At 61.6% G+C, this 23,430-nt stretch carries 20 protein-coding genes and 1 tRNA gene; 10 read left to right on the top strand and 11 right to left on the bottom strand.

What is annotated here, in order from left to right; translation table 11 throughout:
* The first annotated feature begins 142 nt into the window (after nt 1-142).
* The gene (locus tag VWZ81_RS06070) at nt 143-916 is read left to right on the top strand and encodes a 3-hydroxybutyrate dehydrogenase (RefSeq protein ID WP_416542314.1); all 774 of its coding nucleotides are present in this window, start codon (nt 143-145) and stop codon (nt 914-916) included.
* Between the two features lie 135 nt (nt 917-1,051).
* Nucleotides 1,052-2,080 (top strand): patatin-like phospholipase family protein, encoded by a 1,029-nt coding sequence (locus VWZ81_RS06065; protein ID WP_416542313.1) that lies wholly within the window; start codon nt 1,052-1,054, stop codon nt 2,078-2,080.
* A 44-nt stretch (nt 2,081-2,124) separates the two neighbouring features.
* On the opposite strand, the gene VWZ81_RS06060 is transcribed toward VWZ81_RS06065, so the two are convergent.
* From VWZ81_RS06060 to VWZ81_RS06045, 4 genes are all read right to left on the bottom strand, one after another.
* Nucleotides 2,125-2,817: a DUF502 domain-containing protein gene (locus tag VWZ81_RS06060; RefSeq protein ID WP_416542312.1), complete on the bottom strand. Its 693-nt coding sequence runs from the start codon at nt 2,815-2,817 to the stop codon at nt 2,125-2,127.
* Between the two features lie 83 nt (nt 2,818-2,900).
* Nucleotides 2,901-3,815: a pseudouridine-5'-phosphate glycosidase gene (locus tag VWZ81_RS06055; RefSeq protein ID WP_416542311.1), complete on the bottom strand. Its 915-nt coding sequence runs from the start codon at nt 3,813-3,815 to the stop codon at nt 2,901-2,903.
* Entirely contained in the window at nt 3,812-4,774 is a 963-nt protein-coding gene (locus VWZ81_RS06050; RefSeq protein WP_340545517.1) for a PfkB family carbohydrate kinase, read from the bottom strand. The genes VWZ81_RS06055 and VWZ81_RS06050 overlap by 4 nt, the downstream gene beginning before the upstream one ends.
* A 48-nt stretch (nt 4,775-4,822) precedes the next feature.
* Nucleotides 4,823-5,668, bottom strand: coding sequence for a DUF4198 domain-containing protein (locus VWZ81_RS06045; RefSeq protein WP_416542310.1), 846 nt, complete (start codon nt 5,666-5,668; stop codon nt 4,823-4,825).
* On the opposite strand from VWZ81_RS06045, the gene VWZ81_RS06040 reads away from it, so the two are divergent.
* Nucleotides 5,667-6,890 (top strand): HupE/UreJ family protein, encoded by a 1,224-nt coding sequence (locus VWZ81_RS06040; protein ID WP_416542309.1) that lies wholly within the window; start codon nt 5,667-5,669, stop codon nt 6,888-6,890. The genes VWZ81_RS06045 and VWZ81_RS06040 overlap by 2 nt on opposite strands.
* Before the next feature lie 64 nt (nt 6,891-6,954).
* Here the strand turns inward: VWZ81_RS06040 and VWZ81_RS06035 are convergent, their stop codons facing one another.
* A complete protein-coding gene (locus VWZ81_RS06035) occupies nt 6,955-7,590 on the bottom strand; it encodes a thiamine phosphate synthase (protein ID WP_340545520.1) in 636 nt (211 codons plus the stop codon).
* Between the two features lie 206 nt (nt 7,591-7,796).
* Here VWZ81_RS06035 and VWZ81_RS06030 point away from each other — a divergent pair, with 206 nt between their 5' ends.
* From VWZ81_RS06030 to VWZ81_RS06020, 3 genes are all read left to right on the top strand, one after another.
* On the top strand, nt 7,797-8,543 hold the full coding sequence (locus VWZ81_RS06030) for an RNA methyltransferase (protein ID WP_340545521.1): 747 nt from the start codon (nt 7,797-7,799) through the stop codon (nt 8,541-8,543).
* A gap of 91 nt (nt 8,544-8,634) precedes the next feature.
* Nucleotides 8,635-9,783: a heme A synthase gene (ctaA, locus tag VWZ81_RS06025; protein WP_416542308.1), complete on the top strand. Its 1,149-nt coding sequence runs from the start codon at nt 8,635-8,637 to the stop codon at nt 9,781-9,783.
* A gap of 2 nt (nt 9,784-9,785) precedes the next feature.
* Entirely contained in the window at nt 9,786-11,255 is a 1,470-nt protein-coding gene (locus VWZ81_RS06020) for a carboxypeptidase M32 (RefSeq protein WP_416542307.1), read from the top strand.
* A 94-nt stretch (nt 11,256-11,349) separates the two neighbouring features.
* Here the strand turns inward: VWZ81_RS06020 and VWZ81_RS06015 are convergent, their stop codons facing one another.
* Together VWZ81_RS06015 and gyrA are read right to left on the bottom strand one after the other, a co-directional pair.
* On the bottom strand, nt 11,350-11,700 hold the full coding sequence (locus tag VWZ81_RS06015) for a DUF6614 family protein (RefSeq protein ID WP_340545524.1): 351 nt from the start codon (nt 11,698-11,700) through the stop codon (nt 11,350-11,352).
* 123 nt (nt 11,701-11,823) lie between these two features.
* Nucleotides 11,824-14,556, bottom strand: coding sequence for a DNA gyrase subunit A (gene gyrA / locus VWZ81_RS06010; RefSeq protein ID WP_416542457.1), 2,733 nt, complete (start codon nt 14,554-14,556; stop codon nt 11,824-11,826).
* Between the two features lie 223 nt (nt 14,557-14,779).
* Here gyrA and VWZ81_RS06005 point away from each other — a divergent pair, with 223 nt between their 5' ends.
* From VWZ81_RS06005 to pgl, 3 genes are all read left to right on the top strand, one after another.
* A complete protein-coding gene (locus tag VWZ81_RS06005) occupies nt 14,780-15,049 on the top strand; it encodes an usg protein (protein WP_340545525.1) in 270 nt (89 codons plus the stop codon).
* Between the two features lie 278 nt (nt 15,050-15,327).
* Nucleotides 15,328-16,812 (top strand): glucose-6-phosphate dehydrogenase, encoded by a 1,485-nt coding sequence (zwf, locus tag VWZ81_RS06000; RefSeq protein WP_416542306.1) that lies wholly within the window; start codon nt 15,328-15,330, stop codon nt 16,810-16,812.
* The gene (gene pgl, locus VWZ81_RS05995) at nt 16,809-17,480 is read left to right on the top strand and encodes a 6-phosphogluconolactonase (RefSeq protein ID WP_416535957.1); all 672 of its coding nucleotides are present in this window, start codon (nt 16,809-16,811) and stop codon (nt 17,478-17,480) included. The genes zwf and pgl overlap by 4 nt, the downstream gene beginning before the upstream one ends.
* A gap of 24 nt (nt 17,481-17,504) precedes the next feature.
* On the opposite strand, the gene VWZ81_RS05990 is transcribed toward pgl, so the two are convergent.
* The 4 genes from VWZ81_RS05990 to VWZ81_RS05975 form a co-directional block, all read right to left on the bottom strand.
* Nucleotides 17,505-17,981 (bottom strand): acyl-CoA thioesterase, encoded by a 477-nt coding sequence (locus VWZ81_RS05990; RefSeq protein WP_416542305.1) that lies wholly within the window; start codon nt 17,979-17,981, stop codon nt 17,505-17,507.
* 135 nt (nt 17,982-18,116) lie between these two features.
* Nucleotides 18,117-18,190: transfer RNA gene (locus VWZ81_RS05985), tRNA-Gly, on the bottom strand.
* An 87-nt stretch (nt 18,191-18,277) separates the two neighbouring features.
* Nucleotides 18,278-20,374, bottom strand: a complete 2,097-nt coding sequence (locus VWZ81_RS05980; protein WP_340545529.1) for an ASKHA domain-containing protein — start codon at nt 20,372-20,374, stop codon at nt 18,278-18,280.
* Nucleotides 20,375-20,524: 150 nt separating this feature from the next.
* Nucleotides 20,525-21,700: a CaiB/BaiF CoA transferase family protein gene (locus VWZ81_RS05975; RefSeq protein WP_416542304.1), complete on the bottom strand. Its 1,176-nt coding sequence runs from the start codon at nt 21,698-21,700 to the stop codon at nt 20,525-20,527.
* 249 nt (nt 21,701-21,949) lie between these two features.
* On the opposite strand from VWZ81_RS05975, the gene guaB reads away from it, so the two are divergent.
* Complete coding sequence (gene guaB, locus VWZ81_RS05970) at nt 21,950-23,398, top strand: IMP dehydrogenase (RefSeq protein WP_340545531.1); 1,449 nt, start codon at nt 21,950-21,952, stop codon at nt 23,396-23,398.
* The last annotated feature ends 32 nt before the right edge of the window (nt 23,399-23,430 follow it).

The following is a 23,430-nucleotide window of genomic DNA, read 5'->3' as shown; positions in this document are numbered from 1 at the left end:
CACGCGGTTGTTGCATGGGCCAGCATCTGGACCGTTTTGCCGCGGTTTCTCGCAACTTTCCGGCCGGGATTGCCGTTCCCTTTGCAGGTGCAGCATGTCACAGTCGCACCAATCAGGTTTTGCACAGGAAGGGAAGAGCAAGATGACATTGACGGGCAAATGCGCGGTGATTACCGGGTCGAATTCCGGCATCGGGCTTGGGGTCGCGCGGGAAATGGCGCGGGCCGGGGCGGATGTGGTGCTGAATTCCTTTACCGACCGCGATGAGGACCATGCGCTGGCAGCTGGGATCGCCGAAGAATTCGGCGTGAAGGCGCGCTACATTCAGGCCGATATGTCCGATGCAGAGGCCTGCCGGGCATTGATCACCACGGCTGGGCGCTGCGACATTCTGATCAACAATGCGGGCATCCAGCATGTCGCACCTGTTGAGGACTTCCCGATCGACAAATGGAATGCCATCCTGGCGATCAACCTGTCATCGGCGTTCCACACGGCGGCGGCAGCGCTGCCGATGATGCGCGCTGCGGGGTGGGGCCGGGTGATCAATATCGCCTCGGCGCATGGGCTGACGGCGTCGCCCTACAAATCCGCCTATGTCGCAGCCAAGCACGGCGTTGTCGGGCTGACGAAGACATTGGCCCTGGAAACCGCAGAAGAGCCGATCACCGCCAATGCAATCTGCCCCGGTTACGTGCTGACCCCGCTGGTCGAGGCGCAGATCCCGGACACCATGGAAAAGTACAATATGGGACGCGAAGAGGTCATCAGGAAGGTGATGCTGGAACGGCAGCCCTCACGCGAGTTTGCGACCGTGGAGCAGCTTGGTGGCACGGCAGTGTTCCTCTGCTCTGATGCGGCAGCCCAGATGACAGGCACCACGCTCAGCGTCGATGGTGGCTGGACCGCGCTGTAGGCCGCGCGGAAACCGGGAAGGGGGCCCGCCCCCTCTTGCCCCTGTTCAGGGCAATTCACCCCCGGAGTATTTTGAGAAAGGTGACACGCAGCGGGCATGGCTCTGCGGCGGGGACGCGCCGATCAGGAGGCAGAGATGACGAAGCGGATCAACCTGGCCCTTCAGGGCGGTGGCGCCCATGGGGCGTTCACCTGGGGGGTGCTGGACCGGCTGCTTGAAAGCGACGAGCTGGAGATCGCTGCCATCACCGGCACCTCTGCCGGAGCGCTCAACGGGGCTGCGTTGAAATCCGGGCTGGTGCATGGCGGTCCTGCCGGTGCGCGCGCGTGTCTCGATCAGCTTTGGCAGCGGATGGGAGCGGTCGGCGATCTGCGCTTTGCCCATTGGCTGGCGGGGCTTGATGCGGCGCCTTTGCTCGGAGCGCTGGACTGGATCGCGCCGTTTTCCCCGCGTGAGGCGATGGGGCAGATCCTGTCGCCTTACAGCTATGGGCCGTTTTATCGCAATCCGTTGACGCCTGTCGTGGAGGCATTCAATTTTGCCGAGGTCTGCGCGGATCAGGGGCCGCAGCTGTTTATCTGCGCCACTTCGGTGCGCAGCGGAAAGGTGCGGGTTTTTTCCGGTGACGAGGTCACAACCGATGCCATTCTTGCCTCGGCCTGCCTGCCCAACCTGTTTCAGGCGATCGAGATAGAGGACCCCAAGACCGGGCGTCTGGAACCATATTGGGACGGCGGCTTTACCGGCAATCCGGCGCTGTTTCCGCTGTATCGGCCTGAGCTGCCGTCGGATGTGGTGATTGTCAGCATCAACCCGCTGGAGCGCGATGAGCTGCCGCGGACGCCGCAGCAGATACAGAACCGGGTGAATGAAATCAGCTTCAATTCCTCGCTGCTGCGTGAGTTGCGGGCGATCTCCTTTGTTCAGCGGCTGTTGGCCGACGGGCATCTGGAGCCGGGACAGATGAAGCGGGTGCTGGTGCATATGATCGCTGATGATGATCTGATGCGGCAGCTATCGGTCAATACCAAGCTGATCCCGATCCCGCAGATCCTGGCAAAGCTGAAGGCGGCAGGCCGGGCCGCAGCGGAGCGCTTTCTGGAACAGGATTGCGCCGCCATCGGCGTCACATCGACAGTGGATCTAGCCGAGATGTTTGGCTAAATGCGGCCGCCCGTCAAGGAAACGGCCGGGGCTTAAGCGGAGGCTTAATCTGCGCTGGGGTCGACAGGTTTGGTCGGATCCTTGGCGCTCGGATAGACAAGCCCGGCGGAAATCACCAGTTTCGCAGCTTCTTCCACGCTCATATCCAGCATGATGACGTCTTCTTCGGGGAAGAACAGCAGAAAGCCGGAGGTCGGGTTCGGCGTTGTCGGCACGAAGATCGACAGAAGGTTGCCGCCGGTTTCAGCGCGGTCGGCCACCTCGCCCTTGGCCGTGGTGGAGACAAAGCCGATCGCCCAGATGCCGCGGCGGGGATACTGGATCAGGCAGGCGGTATCAAAACTGCGCTCGGTCTGGGCAAACACGGTTTCCGAGATCTGCTTGATCCCGGAGTAGATCGAGCGCACCACCGGCATGCGATCCACCAGGCTCTCGGCAAAGCCGATGAGCGAACGGCCTATGATTCCCTTGGCGATCCAGCCAACCACAATGGTGAACAGCAGGAAGATAATCAGCCCGACGCCGCGCAGGTTGATCCCGATATACTGTTCTGGCCGCACGGTATGCGGCACCAGCGGCAGCACAACCCCGTCGATCCAGCCCATCACGGTCCATAGCAGCCAGATGGTCAAGCCAACCGGGGCAATGACCACGATGCCGGTAAAGAAGGACGACCGCAGCCGGGCAAAAAGGCCGGGGCGGCGGGGGGTGGTTTCGTCGTCGAAGGGCGTGGTCATCTGTGCGTTTCACCAAAGAGGAACGTAAGGAAGCTAGGCAGGGAACTGCGCAACCGCAATGGGCAGCTGCGCAGAAAGACCTTTTATTGCTTCAAGTTGACCAATTCCTTGGCGATTTCCGCTGCGAGACGGGCATTGTTGCGCACCAGGGCAATATTGGCCGTGAGCGAGCGGCCCTCGGTCAGCTCAAAAATACGCTGCAGCAGGAAGGGGGTTACATCCTTGCCGCTGATGCCTTCCGCGTCCGCTTCGGACTGGGCCTGGGCCAGAACCGGGGCCAGATCCTCGGCTGCGATCTGGTCTGCTGCCGGGATCGGGTTCGCGATCAGCTGGCCACCGGGCAGCTCCATCGCCTGACGGGTGGCATGGGCACGGGCGATCTCTGCGGCGCTGTCCATGCGCAGGGGGGCGGCCAGATCCGAGGTTGCGGACCAGAACGCAGGGAAGCTGTCCTGACCATAGGCGATGACCGGCACGCCTTGGGTTTCCAGCACCTCGAGCGTCTTCGGGATGTCGAGGATCGCCTTGGCGCCTGCGGCGACCACGGTTACCGGGGTCTGGGCCAGCTCCATAAGGTCGGCGGAAATGTCAAAGCTGGTCTCGGCGCCTTTGTGGACACCGCCGATGCCACCGGTGGCAAAGACGCTGATCCCGGCCAGCCGTGCGGCAATCATGGTGGCTGCGACGGTTGTTGCCCCGGTGCCGCCTGTGGCGATACAGGCCGGCATATCCGCGCGCGAGATCTTGGCGACGTTCTTTGCCTGGCCAAGCGCCTGCAGCTGATCGGGTTCAAGGCCGATGTGCAGCACGCCCTCGATCACGGCCATGGTGGCAGGCACCGCGCCTGCGGCGCGAATGTCGTCTTCGACCTGAGCGGCGACTTCGACGTTCTGCGGATAGGGCATGCCATGGGTGATGATGGTGCTTTCAAGCGCAACGATGGCCTGGCCGGAGTCGCGGGCGGCGGCGACCTCGGCGGAAAATGTCATATTGATCAAAGGGGTGGTTCTCCTGAAACATAGGTGGCAGCGGCTTTCAATGCCGACGCAAGGGAGGTTTCGCGGTCTTCGCCGCGGGCCTCGGCCGCGATATGAGCGGCCATGAAAGTGTCACCGGCGCCGGTGACGCGCGCCACGGTCACGCGCGGTGGCGCCTGGGTGATCAGGCCATTGTGGTCGGCTTCGGTGGCGGTGCTGCCACCATCGGTGACCAGTACCCGCGCTGCGCCGCGATCCAGCATGGCGCGGGCAGCGGTGGCGCTGTCGGTGAAGTCGTCCTGACAGAGCAGACCGGCCTCTTCGAGGTTCACATAGAGCGTGCCACAGCTGCGCAGCAGAAAGGGGCGCAGGCGTTCGGCCTTACCCGGAGAGGCGGGCGCGACGCGCAGATCCGCCTTGGCAAAGATCGGGTCGGCAGTGATGTCGTCCAGCAGCGACAGCGTCAGATTGCCATCAAGCGCGACGGGACCGGTATAGGGCGTTTCCGCACTGCCAAGAGTACCATCGCTAAGCGGTCGCAAGATCTTGGCACCTGCGGCTTCAAGCGAATGGGCATCGGCAATCGCGGCAATCAGACCGTTGGCACCTTCGACGGCCATATAGCGGTCGGTGGGCAGATCTTCCGAGCGGTAGAGATGATCGGTGATAAGGCCGAGATGGGCACAGGCATGGACCAGCTCGTCACCCTCCGGGTCGCGCCCGATTGCGCTGAGCAGGGCCGGACGCAGACCAAAGCGGGCCAGTGTCATGGCGATATTCATCGCAACACCGCCGGGCAGGCGGCTGATACGTCCGGGCATATCGGATCCGCGCTGCATTTCAGCCGTGCAGCGGCCGATAATGTCCCAGAGGACGGAGCCAATGCAGAGGATGTCAGGCTGATCTGCGGCGGTGCCGTCGCCCAAGGCGGCCGGAGCCTCAGATCTAGGTGAAGCGGGAGAGTGCGGAACCTGTGTCATAAATCCCGTATTGCCGCGTTTTTCCCGCACCCGCAAGGCGCAACCGATCTAGGGAACCGCGAAAGTCAACGCCGCCCAATGGGTTTGCCAGACCGGTATGGGGCCTCTTTTGGTAGCGCCATCATCGGACGCACCCGCCTCGGCGTCCAGACTGCGCAGCACCACGGCGTCGAGCAGGTAGAAGTGACCGGATTTGACGGGGATCGTCGCCCGCCCTTGGGAATCGCTGCGGGTCAATGTGACAGCGACATTGCCATCTGGGCTGCGCTCGAACACTTCGATCTGGGCGTCGGGGCGCGCGGCCCCCTCGAACAGAAGCTCAACCGGCAGGCCAGCGGTGAGATTGTCGGTGTAGGGGTTGGCCCGCGCCACGAACTCGGTCAACAGACCGGTTGCGCGATCCGCCCCAGCGCCGTTGCCCACCGCAACCAGCGATTTGGCGTGGCGGGTATAGCGCTCTGCAAAGCCCGCATCCGGCAGGTTGCGCGCGGCATGGCGGGACTTGATATCGGCGAAATCCTTATGGGCCGCAAATTTTGCGAACTCCTCCCAGGTCTTGTAGGTCAGCGTGTCCGGCGTGGTTTCGTGGACCACCACCAGCAGCCCCTCGGCCGGTGGCTCGAGCTGTAATGCCGGCATATCTCCCATCCGGCCAGCGTAGGGATGGGCACCGAGCTGATCCCAGACCTCGAAGCGGGCGATATTGCGGTCGAAATACGCCAGGCGCGACCCGCTGAAGAACTGCCCATTCCGCAGATCTGCCTGCACCGAGGCGCCTAATTTCACTTGATATTTTTCTGGCGCAATCCAAAACTCATGGGCAAGGGCGCGGCCGCCGATGATATTGGTGGCGAGCGTGAGCAGAATAAGAACAACAGGGTGGACAGAACGCATGGCGCAGATGGGACCTCTGGCTGGGACGCAGGATGACAGAGACGGGCAACGCGCGGCGTCGATGGAGGCTCCGGTGCGACGTCGCAGCCACGCCGGTCGCAGGCTCCCCCAGCTGAGCCGTCTGTTGCTGGTCTGGCTCTTCTGGAGCCTCTCCTACTCTAGTGGTTTTGCGCATGAAGTCACGCCGACGATTGCGGATTTTGAAATTGCCGACGGGCGGCTGAAGATGGACCTGCGTCTGAACGCCGAGGCATTTGTCGCAGGCATCGATCTTGATGGCGTGGACGATACGGATACCGTTGATCAGGCGCGGGACTATGACGACCTGCGCGGGCTTGGTCCGGATGAGCTGAAACCGATGGTTCAGGTCTTTGCCGAAGACTGGCTGCAGGCGCTGCGGATCGAGGCGGGTGGCGATATCGCACTGGAGGTGGTCGGGATCGAGATCCCGGAGCCGGGTGACGTCAGCCTGCCGCGCAGCAGTATCCTGCAGCTGTCGGGCGAGGTTCCCACCGGTGCACGCGGGCTGAAGATCGGCTGGCCCAAGGGATCAGGCGGTGTGGTGTTGCGTCAGAACGGTGTGGAAGGTCCTTATACCGGCTATCTGCAAGGTGGCGAGACCACGCCAACCATTCCGCTGTCCGGCGGGCTGGCCAAGACGCCAAGCGAGGCCTTCGTCGACTATGTGCCGGTCGGGTATACGCATATCCTGCCAAAGGGGCTGGATCATATTCTGTTTGTACTGGGGTTGTTCTTCTTCAGCACCCGGCTGCGGCCGCTGATATGGCAGATCAGTGCCTTTACCGTAGCGCATACAATCACGCTGGCGCTCGGGGCATTGGGGCTGGTGCAGATCAACCCGGCCATAGTTGAGCCGCTGATCGCAGGATCCATCGTGTTTGTCGCGGTTGAGAATATCTTTGCCCGCAAGCTGCACAGCTGGCGCACTCTGGTGATCTTTGGCTTTGGCCTGTTGCACGGCTTGGGATTTGCCTCGGTGCTGGGCGAATTCGGCCTGCCTGAGGCGCAGTTTCTGCCGGCACTCCTGGGGTTCAATGTTGGCGTTGAACTGGGGCAGCTGACCGTTGTCGGCGCGGCCTATGGGCTGCTGGGGTTCTGGTTCTGGCGGCATCCGAAATACCGCGGCCGGGTTGCCATCCCCGCCAGTTTCACCATCGCGCTGATCGGCGGATACTGGTGCGTGGAGCGTCTGTTCCTCTGACCGGCGGTGGCGCCGGTCAGCTTCGTTTCTGATATGTGGCCTTGGCCAGACAAAATGGGCGGTCTCAGCCTTCCATTGCGGCCATCAGCTGCCGCAGACTCGCCAGAGGATCTTCCTCGCGCCAGATCTCATCGCCGATACCGAAGAAATCAGTATAGGGTGCCAGATCACGGACCAGATCAACGGTCAGCCCGCCTTCGGCGACCACGGGCACTTCGATCATCTGCGACCACCATTCAAACAGATCTTTCTGCGCCTGATTGCCATCGCCAAGCCCGGAGGTTCCAATCGGGCCAAAGCTGACGTAATCAGCGCCGGCTTCGGCGGCGGTCAGCCCGTCGTGGCGTGAGGCACCGCAGAAACTGCCGACAATGGCATCGGCGCCAAGCGCCTTGCGCGCGGCGCGCACCGGGCGGGCTGAATCGGAGAGATGCACGCCGTCAAGGCCGAGACGCTCGGCGAGGATCTGATGATCGGTGATCACAATCGCCACATCGCGGGCATGGGCGACAGCGCGCAGCGCATCGCCGGCACGGCTCAGCGTATCCTCATCGCGGCTGGCCAGCTCCAGCCGGACGCAGGCGATCTCCACTTCATCCAGCACCCGCGCCAGCTGGTCGGGAAACCGGCCAAGCTCAAAACTGGGAGGTGTCGTCAGATAGATCTGAGGCGTTTCGGGGGCGTCAGCGGGGCTGTCCATCGGGAGGGCTCCTGTTCAGTGGTTGTCGGTGTTTAGCGCATCTGCCACTGGACGCAAGGATTTGGGACATCCCGGGTGGGATATTTCCGTGTGATGCTACGCTCATTATGCGGGAATATAGCAGCGTTTGCACAGAAGTCCCGCGACCGAGCCTTGCCCATCAGGGCCGCGCCGATTAGAGCGGAGCAGATTTTTTGGAGAAACGGATGCCCAGCGACACCCCTCAACCCGCTTTTGTCCTCGTGCGCCCGCAGATGGGCGAGAATATCGGCGCCGCCGCCCGGGCGATGTGGAACTTCGGGCTGGACCGGATGCGCATCGTGGCCCCGCGCGATGGCTGGCCGAACCCCAAGGCGGTGGCCATGGCTTCTGGTGCTGGGCGGCTCTTGGATGAGGCGCAGCTGGCCGAAGATCTGGCAGGCGCCATCGCGGATTGCGATTTTGTATTTGCGACGACGGCGCGCCCGCGTGAGCTGACCAAACCGGTCTACAGCCCCGAGGCGGCGATGAAGCTGGCTGCGGAAAAAATTGCAGCTGGCGAACGGGTGGCCGTGATGTTCGGACCCGAACGGGCGGGCCTTGAGAATGAGGACATCGCCCGAGCCAATGCCATCATATCGGTTCCGGTGAACCCGGATTTCGCCTCGCTCAACCTTGGTCAATGCGTCCTGCTCACCGCTTATGAATGGCGCAGGCAGGTGACTGAAGTGATGCCGGTTGTCACCGACCTTGGCAAATCGGATTGGGCCACTCATGGCGATGTTGATGCGCTGGTCAATCACTATGAGGAACGGCTGGACGAGGCTGGTTTCTTTTTTCCGCCGGACAAGGCCCCAAGCATGAAGACGGTGTTTCGCAACCTGTTCAGCCGGATGCCGCTGACCCGCGCCGATGTGCAGATGCTGCACGGGATCATGCGACAGATGGTCCGCTGGAAAGAAAAACGCGACTGAGACGCGACTTCGGGCCGATTTGCGCCATAGTCGCCCACTGGACGGGGTCGCGTCTGCGGCCTAGCTTGACGGGAAATTGGAAGAGGCAAGCATGAGCAAGCGCAGCATTTTCGAAGAGGTGTCCGGCAATGAGCCGCAGGAGCGCCCGCAGGCGCAACCGGGCGGCATCGACCGTGCCCGCCGTGGCGCAAGGGGGGCAATCCGCGCGTGGCTTGCGGTGCTCTTTGCGCTGGTGGTGGCAATGATCGTGGTGGGCGGGCTGACGCGCCTGACCGACAGCGGTCTGTCGATCACCGAATGGCGGCCGATCACCGGCGCGATCCCCCCCATGACCGAGGCAGACTGGCAGGCGGAGTTCGACAAATACAAGGAAATCGACCAGTGGCGCATTGCCAACCAATGGATGCAGCTGGCCGACTTCAAGGAAATCTACTGGTGGGAATGGGGCCATCGCCAACTGGGCCGCGTTATTGGTCTGGTCTGGGCGCTGGGGTTCCTAGGTTTTGCGCTGGCGCGGCAGATCCCGGTCGGCTGGACCGGACGTCTGGCGCTACTGGGTGTTCTGGGCGGCGTGCAGGGCGCGATCGGCTGGTGGATGGTGGAATCGGGTGTCACGCAGGGTGAAGGCATGACCTCGGTTGCCTCTTACCGGCTGGCGACGCATCTGGGGCTCGCCTTTGTCATTCTGGGGTTCATTTCCTGGTATATGTTCCTGCTGGGGCGTGAGGATCGCGATCTGATGCAGGCGCGTCGCGCCAAGGAGACCAAGCTGTTCGGCCTGTCGACCGGGCTATTGCATTTCAGCTTCTTGCAGATCCTTCTGGGCGCGCTGGTTGCCGGTATTGATGCGGGCCGGTCCTACACCGACTGGCCGCTGATGGGGGGGCAGATCCTGCCGCCGCAGCCCTTCATGCTGGAGCCACTCTGGACCAATTTCTTTGAAAACCCCGGCCTTGTGCAGTTCATTCACCGCGTCAGCGGATATCTCCTGTTGGCCTTTGGCGTTGTTGTCTGGCTGCGGGGTAGGGGCAGCGCCCATCCGCGGACGCGCTTTGCCTTTAACGCGGTCTTTGCGGCGCTGCTGTTGCAAATGGTTCTGGGTATTGTCACCGTGCTCTATGCCGCACCCTGGCAGGTTGCGATCCTGCATCAGCTGATGGCTGTTTGCCTCTGGGTCCTGATCCTCAGGGCGCGGTATCTGTCGGGCTATCCGATTGCAACTTCGATTAAGGATCACTGAGAATGAGCGCATTTGACGATTTGATGGCCTATGAGCGTGACACCCAGGCGCTTGGCCAGATTGCCGGCCGTTTGGGTTGGGATCAGGAGACGATGATGCCGCGCGGTGCCGCGCCTCAGCGGGGCGAGGAAATGGCCGCCATCGAGGCTGTGCTGCACGCCCGCCGCTCTGATCCGCAGGTCGCTGACTGGCTGGAGCAGGCCGAGGCGCCCGATGAGATCGGTGCCGCCCAGCTGCGCGAGATCCGCCGCAGCTACGAGCGCGCCGTGAAAGTGCCCGGAGATCTCGCCAAACGTATCGCCCGCGTTACCTCCGAGGCGCAGGGCAAATGGGCGGCTGCCCGTGCTGCCGAGGATGTCGCAGCCTTCCTGCCCGTGCTGGAAGAGGTGGTTGCCCTGAAGCGCGAAGAGGGGCAGGCACTCGCCGCCGGGGGCGATGTTTATGACGCGATGGTTGCGGATTATGAACACGGCACCACAGGGGCGGAAATTGCGACGCTGTTTGATGCCATGCGCCCGCGTCTGGTGGAGCTGCGCGCCCGCGTGCTGGACCGCCCCACGCCCAAAGGCGTCAGCGGTCATTTCGATGCCGATAAACAGATGGCCCTGACCACCACGCTGGCCGAGACCTTCGGCTATCAGATGAGCCACGGCCGGGTCGACAAGGCGGTGCATCCCTTCTGTTCCGGCAGCGGGCTTGATGTGCGCGTCACCACCCGCACCAGCGATGAGGATCCGTTCAACTGCTTCTACTCGACCATCCATGAAGTGGGCCATGCCGCCTATGAACAGAACATTGACCATGCCTATCTGTTCACGCCGCTGGGGCGTGGCGTGTCGATGGGGGTGCACGAAAGCCAGAGCCGGATCTACGAGAACCAGCTGGGCCGCAGCCGTGCCTTCACCGGCTGGCTGTTCGATCAGATGGTGCTGCAGTTTGGTGATTTCGGCATTGCGGATGCTGATGCCTTCTATGCGGCCGTGAATGCGGTGCATAACGGCTATATCCGCACCGAGGCGGATGAGCTGCAATATAACCTGCATGTGATGATGCGGTTTGATCTGGAACGGGCGCTGATGTCCGGCGATTTGCAGGCTAAGGATCTGGAGGCAGCCTGGAACGACCGTTTTGCCGCTGATTTTGGCTACGCCGTTGATAAGCCATCCAATGGCTGCCTGCAGGACGTGCATTGGTCGGTGGGGCTGTTTGGATATTTCCCGACCTATTCGCTGGGCAATGTCTATGCCGGTTGTCTTTATGACGCGCTGCGTCAGGCAGTGCCGGATCTGGACGCGCAGCTGGCGACGGGTGATACCGTGGCGGCAACCAGCTGGCTGCGGGATAATCTGCAGACCCATGGCGGGTTGCGCAGCCCGGTCGAGACGATCACTCATGCTGCGGGCATGGCGCCCAGCCCGGAGCCGTTGCTGTCCTATCTGGAACAGAAGTTCGGCGCGCTCTACGGGCTGTAAGCGCGCATTGGTTCAAGATCCTGAGCAGTAATTCAAAGCCCTCGCCGGAAACTGGCGGGGGCTTATTTGTCTGTTCCGGCCGGAGTCCTGCCAGTCAGATCAGCGCCATCCGCTCGGCACGTTCGGGATCGGGGAAGGGGCGATAAAGCCCGAAATCAGCCGAGGCGATCAGCGCATTCACATTTGCGTAGAGCCGCTCGACATGCTCGTCCAATTCGCCCAGCACCCGAAACGCCTGATCCAGTTGGGTCATATTGGCGAATTCGATTTCCAGCAGGAAATCCCGGTGCTTGTCGCTGGCGAGGTTCAGCTTGCGGCGCAGCAGGCGCCAGCCTTGGATCACCTCACGCTCGCGCAGATAAGACATCCATTGGTCCACGGCGTTGGCAAAGGCAAGCGCCTTGGCCTCATGATGCAGGTCGATCGAGCAGTGATAGAGGTTCATGGTGCCTCCCTTCGCGATGGTGTTTGTGGGAGGAAGAATGACAGACACTGCTTAGGTTTTGATTAACGAAAACGCCACCCGAGGGTGGCGTTTTGAAGTTTTGGCAGATGATCCCGGGCGGGATCAGGCCTCTGAGCTGGCGGCGGTATCCGCGTCTGGCAGATCGTCGTCATCGTCGGATTGCTCGGCAATCCAGGCAACCGAGACAACCTCTTCGCCCTTGGCAGTGTTGAACACCCGCACGCCACCGGCGGAGCGCGACCGGAAGGAAATGCCATCAACCGGCACCCGGATCGATTGCCCCTTGGAGGTGGCAAGCATGATCTGGTCATCCATCTCAACCGGGAAGGAGGCAACAATGGCACCGCCGCGCATCGCCTTGTCCATTGCGGTGACACCCATGCCACCGCGGCCACGTACCGGGTAATCATGGCTGGAGCTGAGCTTGCCCGAGCCGCCGGAGGTAATGGTCAGGATCAGGTTCTCGGAGGCCGACATCTCGGCATAGCGCTCCTGGCTGATGGCGCCTGCGACGGCCTCTTCCTCGTCACCTTCGCCATCATCGGTCAGACCTGCCACCGCGCGGCGCATCTTGAGATAGGCGGCGCGTTCCTCGGGCGAGGCTTCGAAATGGCGGATTACCGACATCGACACCACATGGTCATCACCGGTCAGGCGGATGCCGCGGACACCGGTCGATTCACGTGAGTTGAAGACCCGCACGCCAGTGGTGCGGAAGCGGATCGCACGACCGGAGTCGGTGAACAGCATCACGTCATCATCTTCGGAGCAGATCCGGGCATTGACCAGCTTGACCGAACCATCCTCGGGCAGCTTCATCGCAATCTTGCCGTTGCGGCGTACATTGGTGAAATCCGACAGCCGGTTGCGGCGCACATCACCGCCGCTGGTGGCAAAGACCACCTGCAGGTTTTCCCATTCGTCATCCGGCACATCGACGGGCATGATCGCCGCGATGGACACCCCGGTGGGGATCGGCAGGATATTGACGATTGCCTTGCCTTTTGAGGTACGGCCGCCCTGTGGCAGACGCCAGGTCTTCAGCTTGTAGACCATGCCATCAGTGGTGAAGAACAACAGCTGCGTGTGGGTATTGGCGACAAAAAGGTTGGTGACAACATCCTCTTCCTTTGTCTGCATCCCTGACAGACCCTTGCCGCCGCGCTTCTGCGCGCGGAAATCGGCAAGCGGGGTCCGCTTGATATAGCCGCCACTGGTGATCGTCACGACCATGTCTTCGCGTTCGATCAGATCTTCGTCGTCCATATCACCGGACCAGTCGACGATCTCGGTGCGACGGGGAACCGCGAAATTGTCACGCACTTCGCGCAGCTCGTCGGAGATGATGCCAAGGATCCGCTCACGCGAGGAGAGAATTTCAAGGTATTCCTTGATCTTACCCGCCAGTTGTTCCAGCTCGTCGGTGACTTCCTTGACGCCGATCTGGGTCAGACGCTGCAGCCGCAGTTCCAGAATGGCGCGGGCCTGAACCTCGGAGAGGTTATAGGTGCCATCGTCATTCATCGTATGGGTCGGGTCGTCGATCAGACGGATATAGGGCGCAATATCTGCGGCCGGCCAGCGCCGGGTCATCAGCTTGTGCCGCGCCTCGGCTGCATCCGCAGAGGCGCGGATGGTCGCAACCACCTCATCCACATTGGAGACAGCAACCGCCAAGCCGCACAGAATATGGCTGCGTTCACGCGCTTTGCGCAGATCATAGGCGGTGCGCCGGGCAATCACATCTTCGCGGAAATCAAGGAAGGAGGTCAGGAACCGGCGCAGCGTCAGCTGCTCGGGACGCCCACCGTTCAGCGCCAGCATGTTGCAGCCGAAATGCGTCTGCATCGGCGTGAACCGGTAGAGCTGGTTCAGCACCACCTCGGCGGTGGCATCGCGCTTCAGTTCCACGACCACACGCACGCCGTTGCGGTCGGATTCGTCCTGCACGTGGGCGACGCCCTCGATCTTCTTCTCGCGAACCTGCTCGGCGATTTTCTCGATCATCGCGGCCTTGTTCACCTGATAGGGAATCTCATCCACGACAATGGCATAGCGGTCCTTGCGGATCTCCTCGACCCGCGTCTTCGCGCGGATAATGACGCTGCCGCGCCCCTCAAGATAGGCCTTGCGGGCACCGGAGCGACCCAGCATCAGCGCGCCGGTCGGAAAGTCGGGGCCGGGGATATAATCGATCAGCTGCTCGCTGGTCAGATCGGGATCCTCGATCAGCGCAAGCGTGGCGTCGATTACCTCGCCGAGGTTGTGAGGAGGGATATTCGTGGCCATGCCGACGGCAATACCGCCAGCGCCATTGACCAGCATATTCGGGAAACGCGCGGGCAGTACCGTGGGTTCACGGTCCTTGCCATCGTAGTTGTCCTGAAAATCGACGGTCTCTTTTTCGATGTCCGCCAGCAGCGAGGCTGCGGGTTTGTCCATCCGCACCTCGGTGTAACGCATGGCCGCCGGGTTATCGCCGTCCATCGAGCCGAAGTTGCCCTGACCGTCCAGAAGCGGCAGCGACATGGAGAAATCCTGCGCCATTCGCACCAGCGCGTCATAGATCGCGGAGTCACCATGGGGGTGGTATTTACCCATGACATCACCAACCGGACGCGCCGATTTGCGATAGGGTTTGTCATGCGAGTTTCCGACCTCATGCATGGCGTAGAGGATCCGGCGATGAACCGGTTTCAGACCATCGCGCAGGTCGGGAATGGCGCGGCTGACAATAACCGACATCGCATAATCGAGATACGATGTGCGCATCTCGGATTCGATGGACACCGTCGGGCCGTCGTATTTGGGCCTTGCGGGTTTGTTTTCGTCCATGTTTTCAGGAGTTTCCGGCGTATCGTTCACGTTGGCTGCCCGTTGTTATTATTGGGTCTATATATTGTGTCAGCACCTTAACAGACAGGGCATATAAGGCGCAAGCAAGCAGGGGTTTTCACCCGGTCAATGACCGATGTTTTTGGGCAAGGAACTGTATTCGTTCAGAATTAACCCATTGCGTGCTAGTGTGGAATGGGGGGATCCGTAAGGGAGACCTGAAATGAAGGAAAGCGAAACCGAACTGATGCTGAAGGGTTACGGTCTGACCACGGCAGAGATGACCTATCATATGCCGGATCACACCCATGTCCTGAACACCTTTATCTGGCAGGATTATGATCTTGCACCGGACCATCCGCGATTGTTCAAATTCATTGAATTCTGGCACCGTGAGATCGACGGCCCGCTTCATTCTGTCCGATTTACCCATCGCAAGATGATCAGCCCCGGAGAGTGGCGCCACGTCAAAGGCGTGTTGCAGATCCACTGACAGCGCCCCATTGCGCGGTCCCCGGTAACGACGCTGGGGGCTGAGCAGAGCTGAGCCATCTTACCTGCGGCCGCTTTCCAGCTGTGCTGCTGTCACTTCGGCGTGCCGGAGAGCTGTTTTCTTTCACTGGCAACTGCTTATACTGGCGCCGAATAGAACCGAAAACAGGTGGGCCCAGCTGGTTGGCGCCCGCTTCGGTGACGGTTTGCGGCCGCGTGCATGTGCTTGAGGCGCATCTCGCCGCGGCGTGGAATCTCAGGGGTGAGAGAAGGCGCATCATGGTTTCTCGTGTTATTCCGGTTCAGGCCTTCGATCTGGTCATATTTGGCGGTACCGGCGATCTGGCTCAGCGCAAGATTCTGCCCGCCTTGTTCCGGCGCCATTGCGCGGGCCAGCTGCCACAGGATGCCCGTATTCTGGGCGCGGCGCGGGGCGACCTTGGCAGTGACGGGTATCGCGATCTGGTCCGCCGCGCCTTGCAGGATGAGAGCGGCGCCACAGATCTGGCGATGCGCGCCGCTGAGCTTGAGCGGTTTCTGGCGCGGCTGGACTATCTTGCCATTGATGCCACGGAGACAGCAGGCTGGCGCGCGCTGGCGCAGCAATTGGGCCGGCCGACGACGGACCGTGTGCGGGTGTTCTACTTTTCCGTCGGGCCAACTCTATTTGCACCGCTGGCCGAACAGATCTGGGCCCATGAACTGGCCGATGATCACACCCGAATCGTGGTGGAAAAGCCGTTCGGGCATGATCTTGCCTCGGCCAAGGCGCTGAATCGTACGCTCGCCAGCCATTTCGATGAAAGCCAGATCTACCGGATTGATCACTACCTGGGCAAAGAGACAGTGCAGAACCTGATGGCGATCCGGTTCGGCAATATGCTTTTTGAGCCTCTGTGGAATAGCCAGTATGTTGATCATATTCAAATCACAGTGGCTGAATCGGTGGGCATAAGCGGCAGGGAGTCGTATTACGACAAATCCGGCGCGATGCGTGACATGATGCAGAACCATCTGATGCAGTTGCTCTGCCTGATTGCGATGGAGCCTCCGGCGAAGTTTGATCCCGACGCAGTACGTGACGAAAAGCTGAAGGTGATCAGGGCGCTGGAACCGGTGGAACCTCACCATATCGTGCGCGGCCAATATACCTCTGTTGAGGGGGCGGAGCCGGGCGCGGATCTTTCCTATCGCGAAACCGCCGGTGATCCGCGCTCGACCACCGAAAGCTATGTGGCGCTGAAAGCGCATATCAGCAATTGGCGATGGGCGGGCACGCCGTTCTATCTGCGTACCGGCAAGCGGCTGGTGGCGCGATCCTCGGTGATCAATGTGTTTTTCAAGGATGCTCCACATTCGATCTTTGGTGCTGATGCCGGGCGCCATGCCAATCTGCTGACCATTCGCCTGCAACCGGATGAGGGCATCACCCTCAAGGTGACCATCAAGGAGCCGGGGCCGGGCGGTATGCGGTTGATCGACGTGCCGCTGGATATGAGCTTTGCCCAGGCGCTGGGGGCCGATATCGACGGCGCGCCGGATGCTTACGAGCGGTTGATCACCGATGTGATCCGGGGCAATCAGACGTTGTTCATGCGCGGCGACGAGGTCGAAGCGGCCTGGGCCTGGACCGATCCCATCATTGCGGGCTGGACATCGCGCGGAGATGTGCCAAAACCCTATGATAGCGGTAGCACCGGGCCGGGGGATGCGGATCTTCTGATGCGGCGCGATCAACGGGAATGGCGGGGGATCAACCCATGAATATTATCGAATATGCTGATCGAGACATGCTGGCCATTGATGTGGCCAATCAACTGGCCGGTGACCTGAAAACCCATCTGCTGCATCATGACAGCGCGTCTTTTGCCGTTGCGGGCGGCACCACGCCTGCGCCGATTTTTGACGACCTCTGCGCTGCCGATATTGACTGGGCGCGGGTGCGCCTCATGGCGACAGATGAACGCTGGGTGCCGTCTGACAGCGCGCGTTCCAATGCGCGGATGATCCGTGAACGGCTGTTGGTCAACCGCGCCGCTGCGGCGACGTTTCTGCCGTTCCATGTGCCCGCGCGCGCGCCCGAGGAGGTGCTGGCCGAAGTCGAAAGCCAGATCCAGCCGGATCTGCCGCTGTCGGTGGTGCTGCTTGGTATGGGCGAGGACATGCATACAGCTTCGCTGTTTCCCGGCGTCTCCGGGCTGGCCGAGGCTCTGGCTGCGGATGCGCCGATTTTGGCGGTGATGCGGCCCGACAGCCAGCCCGAACCGCGTGTCAGCCTGTCGGCGCGTGTATTGGACGCTGCGATTGCCAAACATCTGGTGATTTATGGCGATGCCAAGCGTGAGGCATTGGAACGGGCGAAATCTCTGCCGCCCGAAGAGGCGCCGATTCAGGCGGTTTTGTCAGAAATGACAGTGCATTGGGCGCCTTAAGTGATGTGACCTTCTGCTGATGGCTCAGGCCTCTGCGACTGCGCCGTCCTGCTCCATCAGGGCGGCGCGCAAACTGTCGGGGAGCGGATAGCCTGCGCGTCCATTTGGCGAGCGCAGCACCATGACTCCTGTCATCTTGGCACGCAGATCGCCTGACCAGATCTGTTGTTCCATGACATATGAAGTGCGCCGGAACGACACCACACGGGCGGTGGCGATATAGCTCTCATCCAGCACCATCTCTTTGACATAATGGACATTGGCGTTGCGCAATACATTGCGTGGCGTGGGCATGCCCGTGAAATGGGGCGCAAAAAACCGATCATAATAGGCCACGCGCAGGGTTTCGAACCAGCTCAGATAGGCCTTGTTATTGACGTGGTGCAGAATGTCCAATTCAGAGAACCGCACCCGATCCGCCATGGCAAGCGGCTGCGGCGTCTCCAGCCCGTGATGGCGTTGCGCTTCGGGGCTGAGCGGGGTGTGAAAAATCAGATCCATGGCCCTGTCGGTAGAAGGAATGGCGGCAGGTCGCAAGTCGACTTGCGGCGTAACTATGTGGGAAACGCCAATCACGCGCCGCAAAATCCAGCGAAATATCAATGGCTTGGCGTAGTGTGCTGATCTGGGAGATTTTGGAGCGGGTAACGAGAATCGAACTCGTAACTAAAGCTTGGGAAGCTGCCGTGATACCTTTTCACCATACCCGCGCCAATAAGGGCTGATTACCGGTTTCGCCGGGGAGGGTCAAGCGCACAACCGCCCTCCAACCAGCAAATTTGAACCGTCAACAGACGCTAGCCACGGCGCCGGCGGCGACGGCGTCCGCCGTCGTCACCACTGTCACCGCCGCCACTGTTGAAGTTGACATCCGGCAGGGTGACGATGCTGTTGAGGATCGGGAATGGCTCCATGGAATTGGGGATTGCGGAGGCATTCACGAAATGCTCCTGAAAGCGTGGTTCCACAGCGGTTTCGACCTTCTCGATCTGCTGCACGGTGGCCTCGATCTCGGCGCGGGCAGCGGTGTTGAGGAGTGCGATCCGTGCGCCGGTGCCTGCCGCATTGCCGGCCGAGGTAACCTTGTCGAGCGGGCAATCCGGGATCATGCCCAGAACCATCGCATGTTTTGCCGAGATATGCGCGCCAAAGGCACCGGCAAGGACAACCCGGTCCACCTTGTCTATCCCGAATTTGTCCATCAGCAGTCGCGCGCCAGAGTAGAGCGCGGCCTTTGCCATCTGGATGGCGCGGATATCCGGGTTGGTCACGGTGATGGTCGGGCCGCCGTCGGCCGAGCCATCCCACAGGAGATAGGCATTGGTGCGCCCGTCCTGAATGCAGCGCGTGCTGCCGGTCTGTTCGGCAGATCCGATCAGACCGGAGGCATCCAGAATGCCCGCAAGTCGCATCTCGGCAATGGCCTCGATGATGCCGGAGCCACAGATGCCGGTGATCCCGGTCGTGGCGACAGCCGTGGCGAAACCGTCCTCATTGGACCAGAGCTCAGAGCCGATGATGCGAAACCGCGGCTCCTTGGTGACGGGATCAATCTCGACACGTTCGATCGCACCGGGCGCGGCGCGCTGGCCGCTCGAAATCTGCGCGCCCTCGAATGCGGGCCCGGTGGGGGAGGAGCAGGCCAGAACCTTTTCCTTGTTGCCCAGTAGGATCTCGGCGTTGGTGCCCACATCGACCACCAGCACCAGATCCTCGGATTTGTCAGGGGCTTCCGACAGCGCCACCGCGGCGGCATCGGCGCCGACATGGCCAGCGATGCACGGCAGCAGGTAGACACGGGCAGCGGGGTGGATGTTCAGCTCCAGCTCGCTTGCGCGCAGAGCCAGCGAATTGGAGGTCGCCAGGGCAAAGGGCGCTTGGCCCAGCTCGAACGGATCAATGCCAAGGAACAGGTGGTGCATCACCGGGTTACAGACAAAGACCGCATCGACGATCAGCGCCTTGTCAATGCTCGCTTCGGTCGCGATCTGGGTGAACAGCGCATTCATGCCCTCGCGCACGGCGCGGGTCATTTCCTGATCGCCGCCTTTGTTCATCATCGAATAGGAGACCCGGCTCATCAGGTCTTCGCCAAAGCGGATCTGCGGGTTCATGATGCCGGAGGAGGCCACGACCTCGCCGGTCTGCAAATCACACAGATGCGCAGCGATGGTGGTGGAACCGAGGTCAACAGCAAGGCCGTAGATCGAGCCTTCGTAGAAGCCGGGCCAGATGTGCATGATCTTGGGCGGGTGGTTCGCATCGCCCAGATGCACGGCCACGGTGACTTTCCAGCCGCCCTTGCGCAGGGCAGGCTGCAACACGCTCAGGATATGCAGGTCGGTTTTGACCCCCTTCAGGTTCCACTGGCTGTCCAGCGCCTCGATCAGCCGCTCCATATCGCCGGTGGGCTTGTGCATGTCGGGTTCTTCCACCTCGACATAATAGAGCCGGGTGGAGGGGTTCATTGTGATTTCGCGGGCCTCTGCGCGTTTGCGCACGACCTGGCGGTGGACCTGGCTTTCAGGTGGCACGTCGATCACCACATCGCCCTGCACCTGTGCCTGACAGCCCAGCCGCCGCCCGTCGATCAGCCCGCGTTTGTCCTTGTAGCGCTGTTCGACCTTGTTCCACTCGGTCAGCGCATCATCGGCGACGGTGACTCCATGTTTGGAGAACTCACCATAAGAGGGCGTGATCTGGCATTTCGAGCAGATGCCTCGGCCGCCACAGACCGAATCCAGATCGACGCCGAGCTGTCTGGCCGCGGTGAGAACCGGGGTGCCAACCGGAAACCGGCCCCGTTTGCCCGAGGGGGTGAAGACCACCAGCGGATGGGACGCGGGATCAGTTGCGGTCTCGGTCGGGATCTCGGTGACGGGATCGTTTGCCATGCCTGTACCTATCTTGCTTGCGCGGTTTGGGCGGAGCATATGGCGTTTTTTGCGCGAGGGAAGGCGGAGCGCGTCATTTTGCGGTCTCCGGGCGTCATTTCTGAGCGCATTTGCTCAAAACTGGCGCCCCTTTGGCGGCGTCACGGCGATCTAATGGGTCGGTGCCGGAGACTCGCCCGTAGTCGCAGCCAGCCAGCGCAGGATGTCTGCCCGGTCTTCGTCCAGTTTCGGAGCGGGCCTGCGGGTCGTTGCATCGGGCAGCTCGGAGAGTTTGACCGGATTGCCTGCGGCCTTGAACCTCGGTGTGCCGTCCTTGTCGCAGACATCCACCAGCATATTGCGCGCCAGGATCTGCGGGTCCTGCATCACCTCGGCCACCGATTGGATCGGGCCGGTGGGCACACCTGCGCGCTGAAGCAGGTCGATCCAGTGGCTCGCCGGCTGATCCAGCGTGACCGCCTCGATCAACCGTTTGAGGAGACGGGCATTTTCACAGCGCGACTGATTGTCGGCAAAGCGCGGATCATCGGCCAGCGGCAGTTCCAGCGCGGTGCAGAGGGTGGCAAAGAGCGCGTCATTCCCGGCAGCAATCACGAACAAACCGTCGCTGGCGTGAAAGGTCTCAAACGGGGTGATCGACGGATGGCGGGCGCCCGAAGGACGCGGCGGCTGACCCGTTACGGAGGTGATCGCCACTGCATGTTCCAGCAGCGCAAGCTGGCTGTCGAGCATCGAGATATCCACTTTCTGCCCCGGCGCGCCGCCGCGCACCGCATAAAGCGCGGCCAGAACCCCCTGACAGAGAAACATGCCAGCCGCGATATCCCCGATGGAGGCGCCGACGCGAACCGGTTCGCGGTCGCGCTCGCCGGTGATCGACATCACCCCTCCGCGCGCCTGCACCACCATGTCATAGGCCGGGCGCAGCCGGTCCGGCCCGCTATGACCAAAGCCCGAGACGGCGCCATAAACCAGCTTGGGAAACCGGGTGTGCAACGCCTCCCAGCCGTAGCCCAGCCGCTCCATCACGCCGGGGCGAAAGTTCTCGAGGATCACATCGGCCTCGTTCAGCAGCTGATCGAAGATACCGCGATCTTCCTCGGCGCGCAGGTCCAGCGCGATGCTTTCCTTGCCATGGTTGATGGTGGCAAAATAGGCGCTTTCGCCGTCCTTGAAGGGCGGGAATGCACGGGTATCATCACCCAGGCCCGGTCGCTCCACCTTGATGACCCTTGCGCCGAGATCCTTGAGCGTCATCGAGGCATAGGGACCTGCCAGAACATGGGTGAGGTCAAGAACAACAATGCCGGATAGCGGGTAAATCATCGGGGTCTCCTGTTTGCTCTGTCCGCGCGCCCTTGGTGGCGGATTGGTGGCGGGCCTGCCTTGATACAGATCAGCCGGGCGACGGGTGTGCGGATGCGCAGGCGGGGCGTAGAGCCACGCCAAGGGCCGTTCGTCACCGGCAAGAGAAACCCGCGCAATTCTTCCGATTTTCCGGTTCGGCCTCTTTTCCCCCTTCGGCTTCTGTGCCATAGGGTCATCGCCAAACGGGGTTTTGCATGGGGATGACAAATGCAGATTCGTGAGGCTCTCACATTCGACGATGTTCTTCTGGTACCGGCTGCGTCCAGCGTTCTGCCGAGCACTGCGGATACCCGCACGCGGGTGACCGGTGGCATCTCCCTTAACATACCGCTGCTCAGCTCTGCCATGGATACGGTGACGGAGTCGCGTATGGCCATCGCCATGGCGCAGGCCGGCGGCATGGGTGTCATTCACAAGAATCTCGACCTCGAAGAGCAGGCCCGCCAGGTGCGCCGCGTGAAACGCTTCGAGAGCGGCATCGTCTACAACCCGATCACCCTGACCGCCGATCAGACCCTGGCGGATGCCAAGGCTCTGCAGGAGCGCTACCGCGTCACCGGTTTCCCGGTTGTGGACAATGACGGCCGTGTGGTTGGCATCGTGACCAACCGCGATATGCGCTTTGCCACTGACGACAATACGCCGGTTTCGGTGATGATGACTTCTGACAATCTCGCGCTGCTGCATGAGCCGGCCGAGCTGGAAGAGGCCAAGTCGATGATGAAGGCGCGTCGCATCGAAAAGTTGCTGGTCACCGATAAGGCTGGCAAGCTGACAGGTCTGCTGACACTCAAGGATACTGAACAGGCGGTTTTGAACCCCACCGCCTGCAAGGATGATCTGGGGCGCCTGCGTGTGGCGGCGGCCAGCTCGGTCGGCGACAGCGGCTTTGCCCGTTCCGAGGCGCTGATTGATGCAGGTGTTGATATCGTCGTTGTGGATACGGCCCATGGCCATTCGGCAGGCGTCATCGACGCGGTGAAGCGGATCAAGGCGCTGTCCTCCAAGGTGCAGGTCGTGGCAGGCAACGTCGCCACAGCCGCCGCAACCAAGGCGCTGATTGATGCTGGTGCGGATGCCGTGAAGGTCGGCATTGGTCCCGGCTCCATCTGCACCACACGTATGGTGGCGGGTGTCGGGGTGCCGCAGCTGACCGCGATCATGGATTGCGCAGGCGCTGCCGGTGATATTCCGATCATTGCCGACGGTGGCATCAAATTCTCCGGCGATTTTGCCAAGGCGATCGCGGCAGGGGCGTCCTGCGCGATGGTCGGTTCGATGATTGCGGGCACGGATGAGTCCCCCGGTGAGGTGATCCTGTATCAGGGGCGCTCGTTCAAATCCTATCGCGGGATGGGTTCGCTTGGCGCAATGGCGCGGGGGTCTGCGGATCGCTACTTCCAGAAGGATGCGGCCAGCGACAAGCTGGTGCCGGAGGGCATCGAAGGGCAGGTGGCCTATAAAGGCTCGGCCGGCGCGGTGATCCATCAGCTGGTTGGCGGGTTGCGGGCCGCCATGGGCTACACCGGCTGTGCCACGGTCGACGAGATGCGCAAGAACTGCGAATTTGTTCGCATCACCGGCGCTGGTCTGAAGGAAAGCCACGTTCATGACGTGCAGATCACCCGCGAAAGCCCGAACTACCGTATTGGCTGAGCCAGCCAGGGAGATCCCCCGATGACCATCGT

This window comes from Phaeobacter sp. JH20_34 (genome assembly GCF_048056095.1).
GTDB classification, from domain to species: Bacteria; Pseudomonadota; Alphaproteobacteria; order Rhodobacterales; family Rhodobacteraceae; genus Phaeobacter; species Phaeobacter bryozoorum.
The sequence above is the reverse complement of the archived record's forward strand: the minus strand, read 5'-3'. Positions and strand labels throughout refer to the sequence as shown.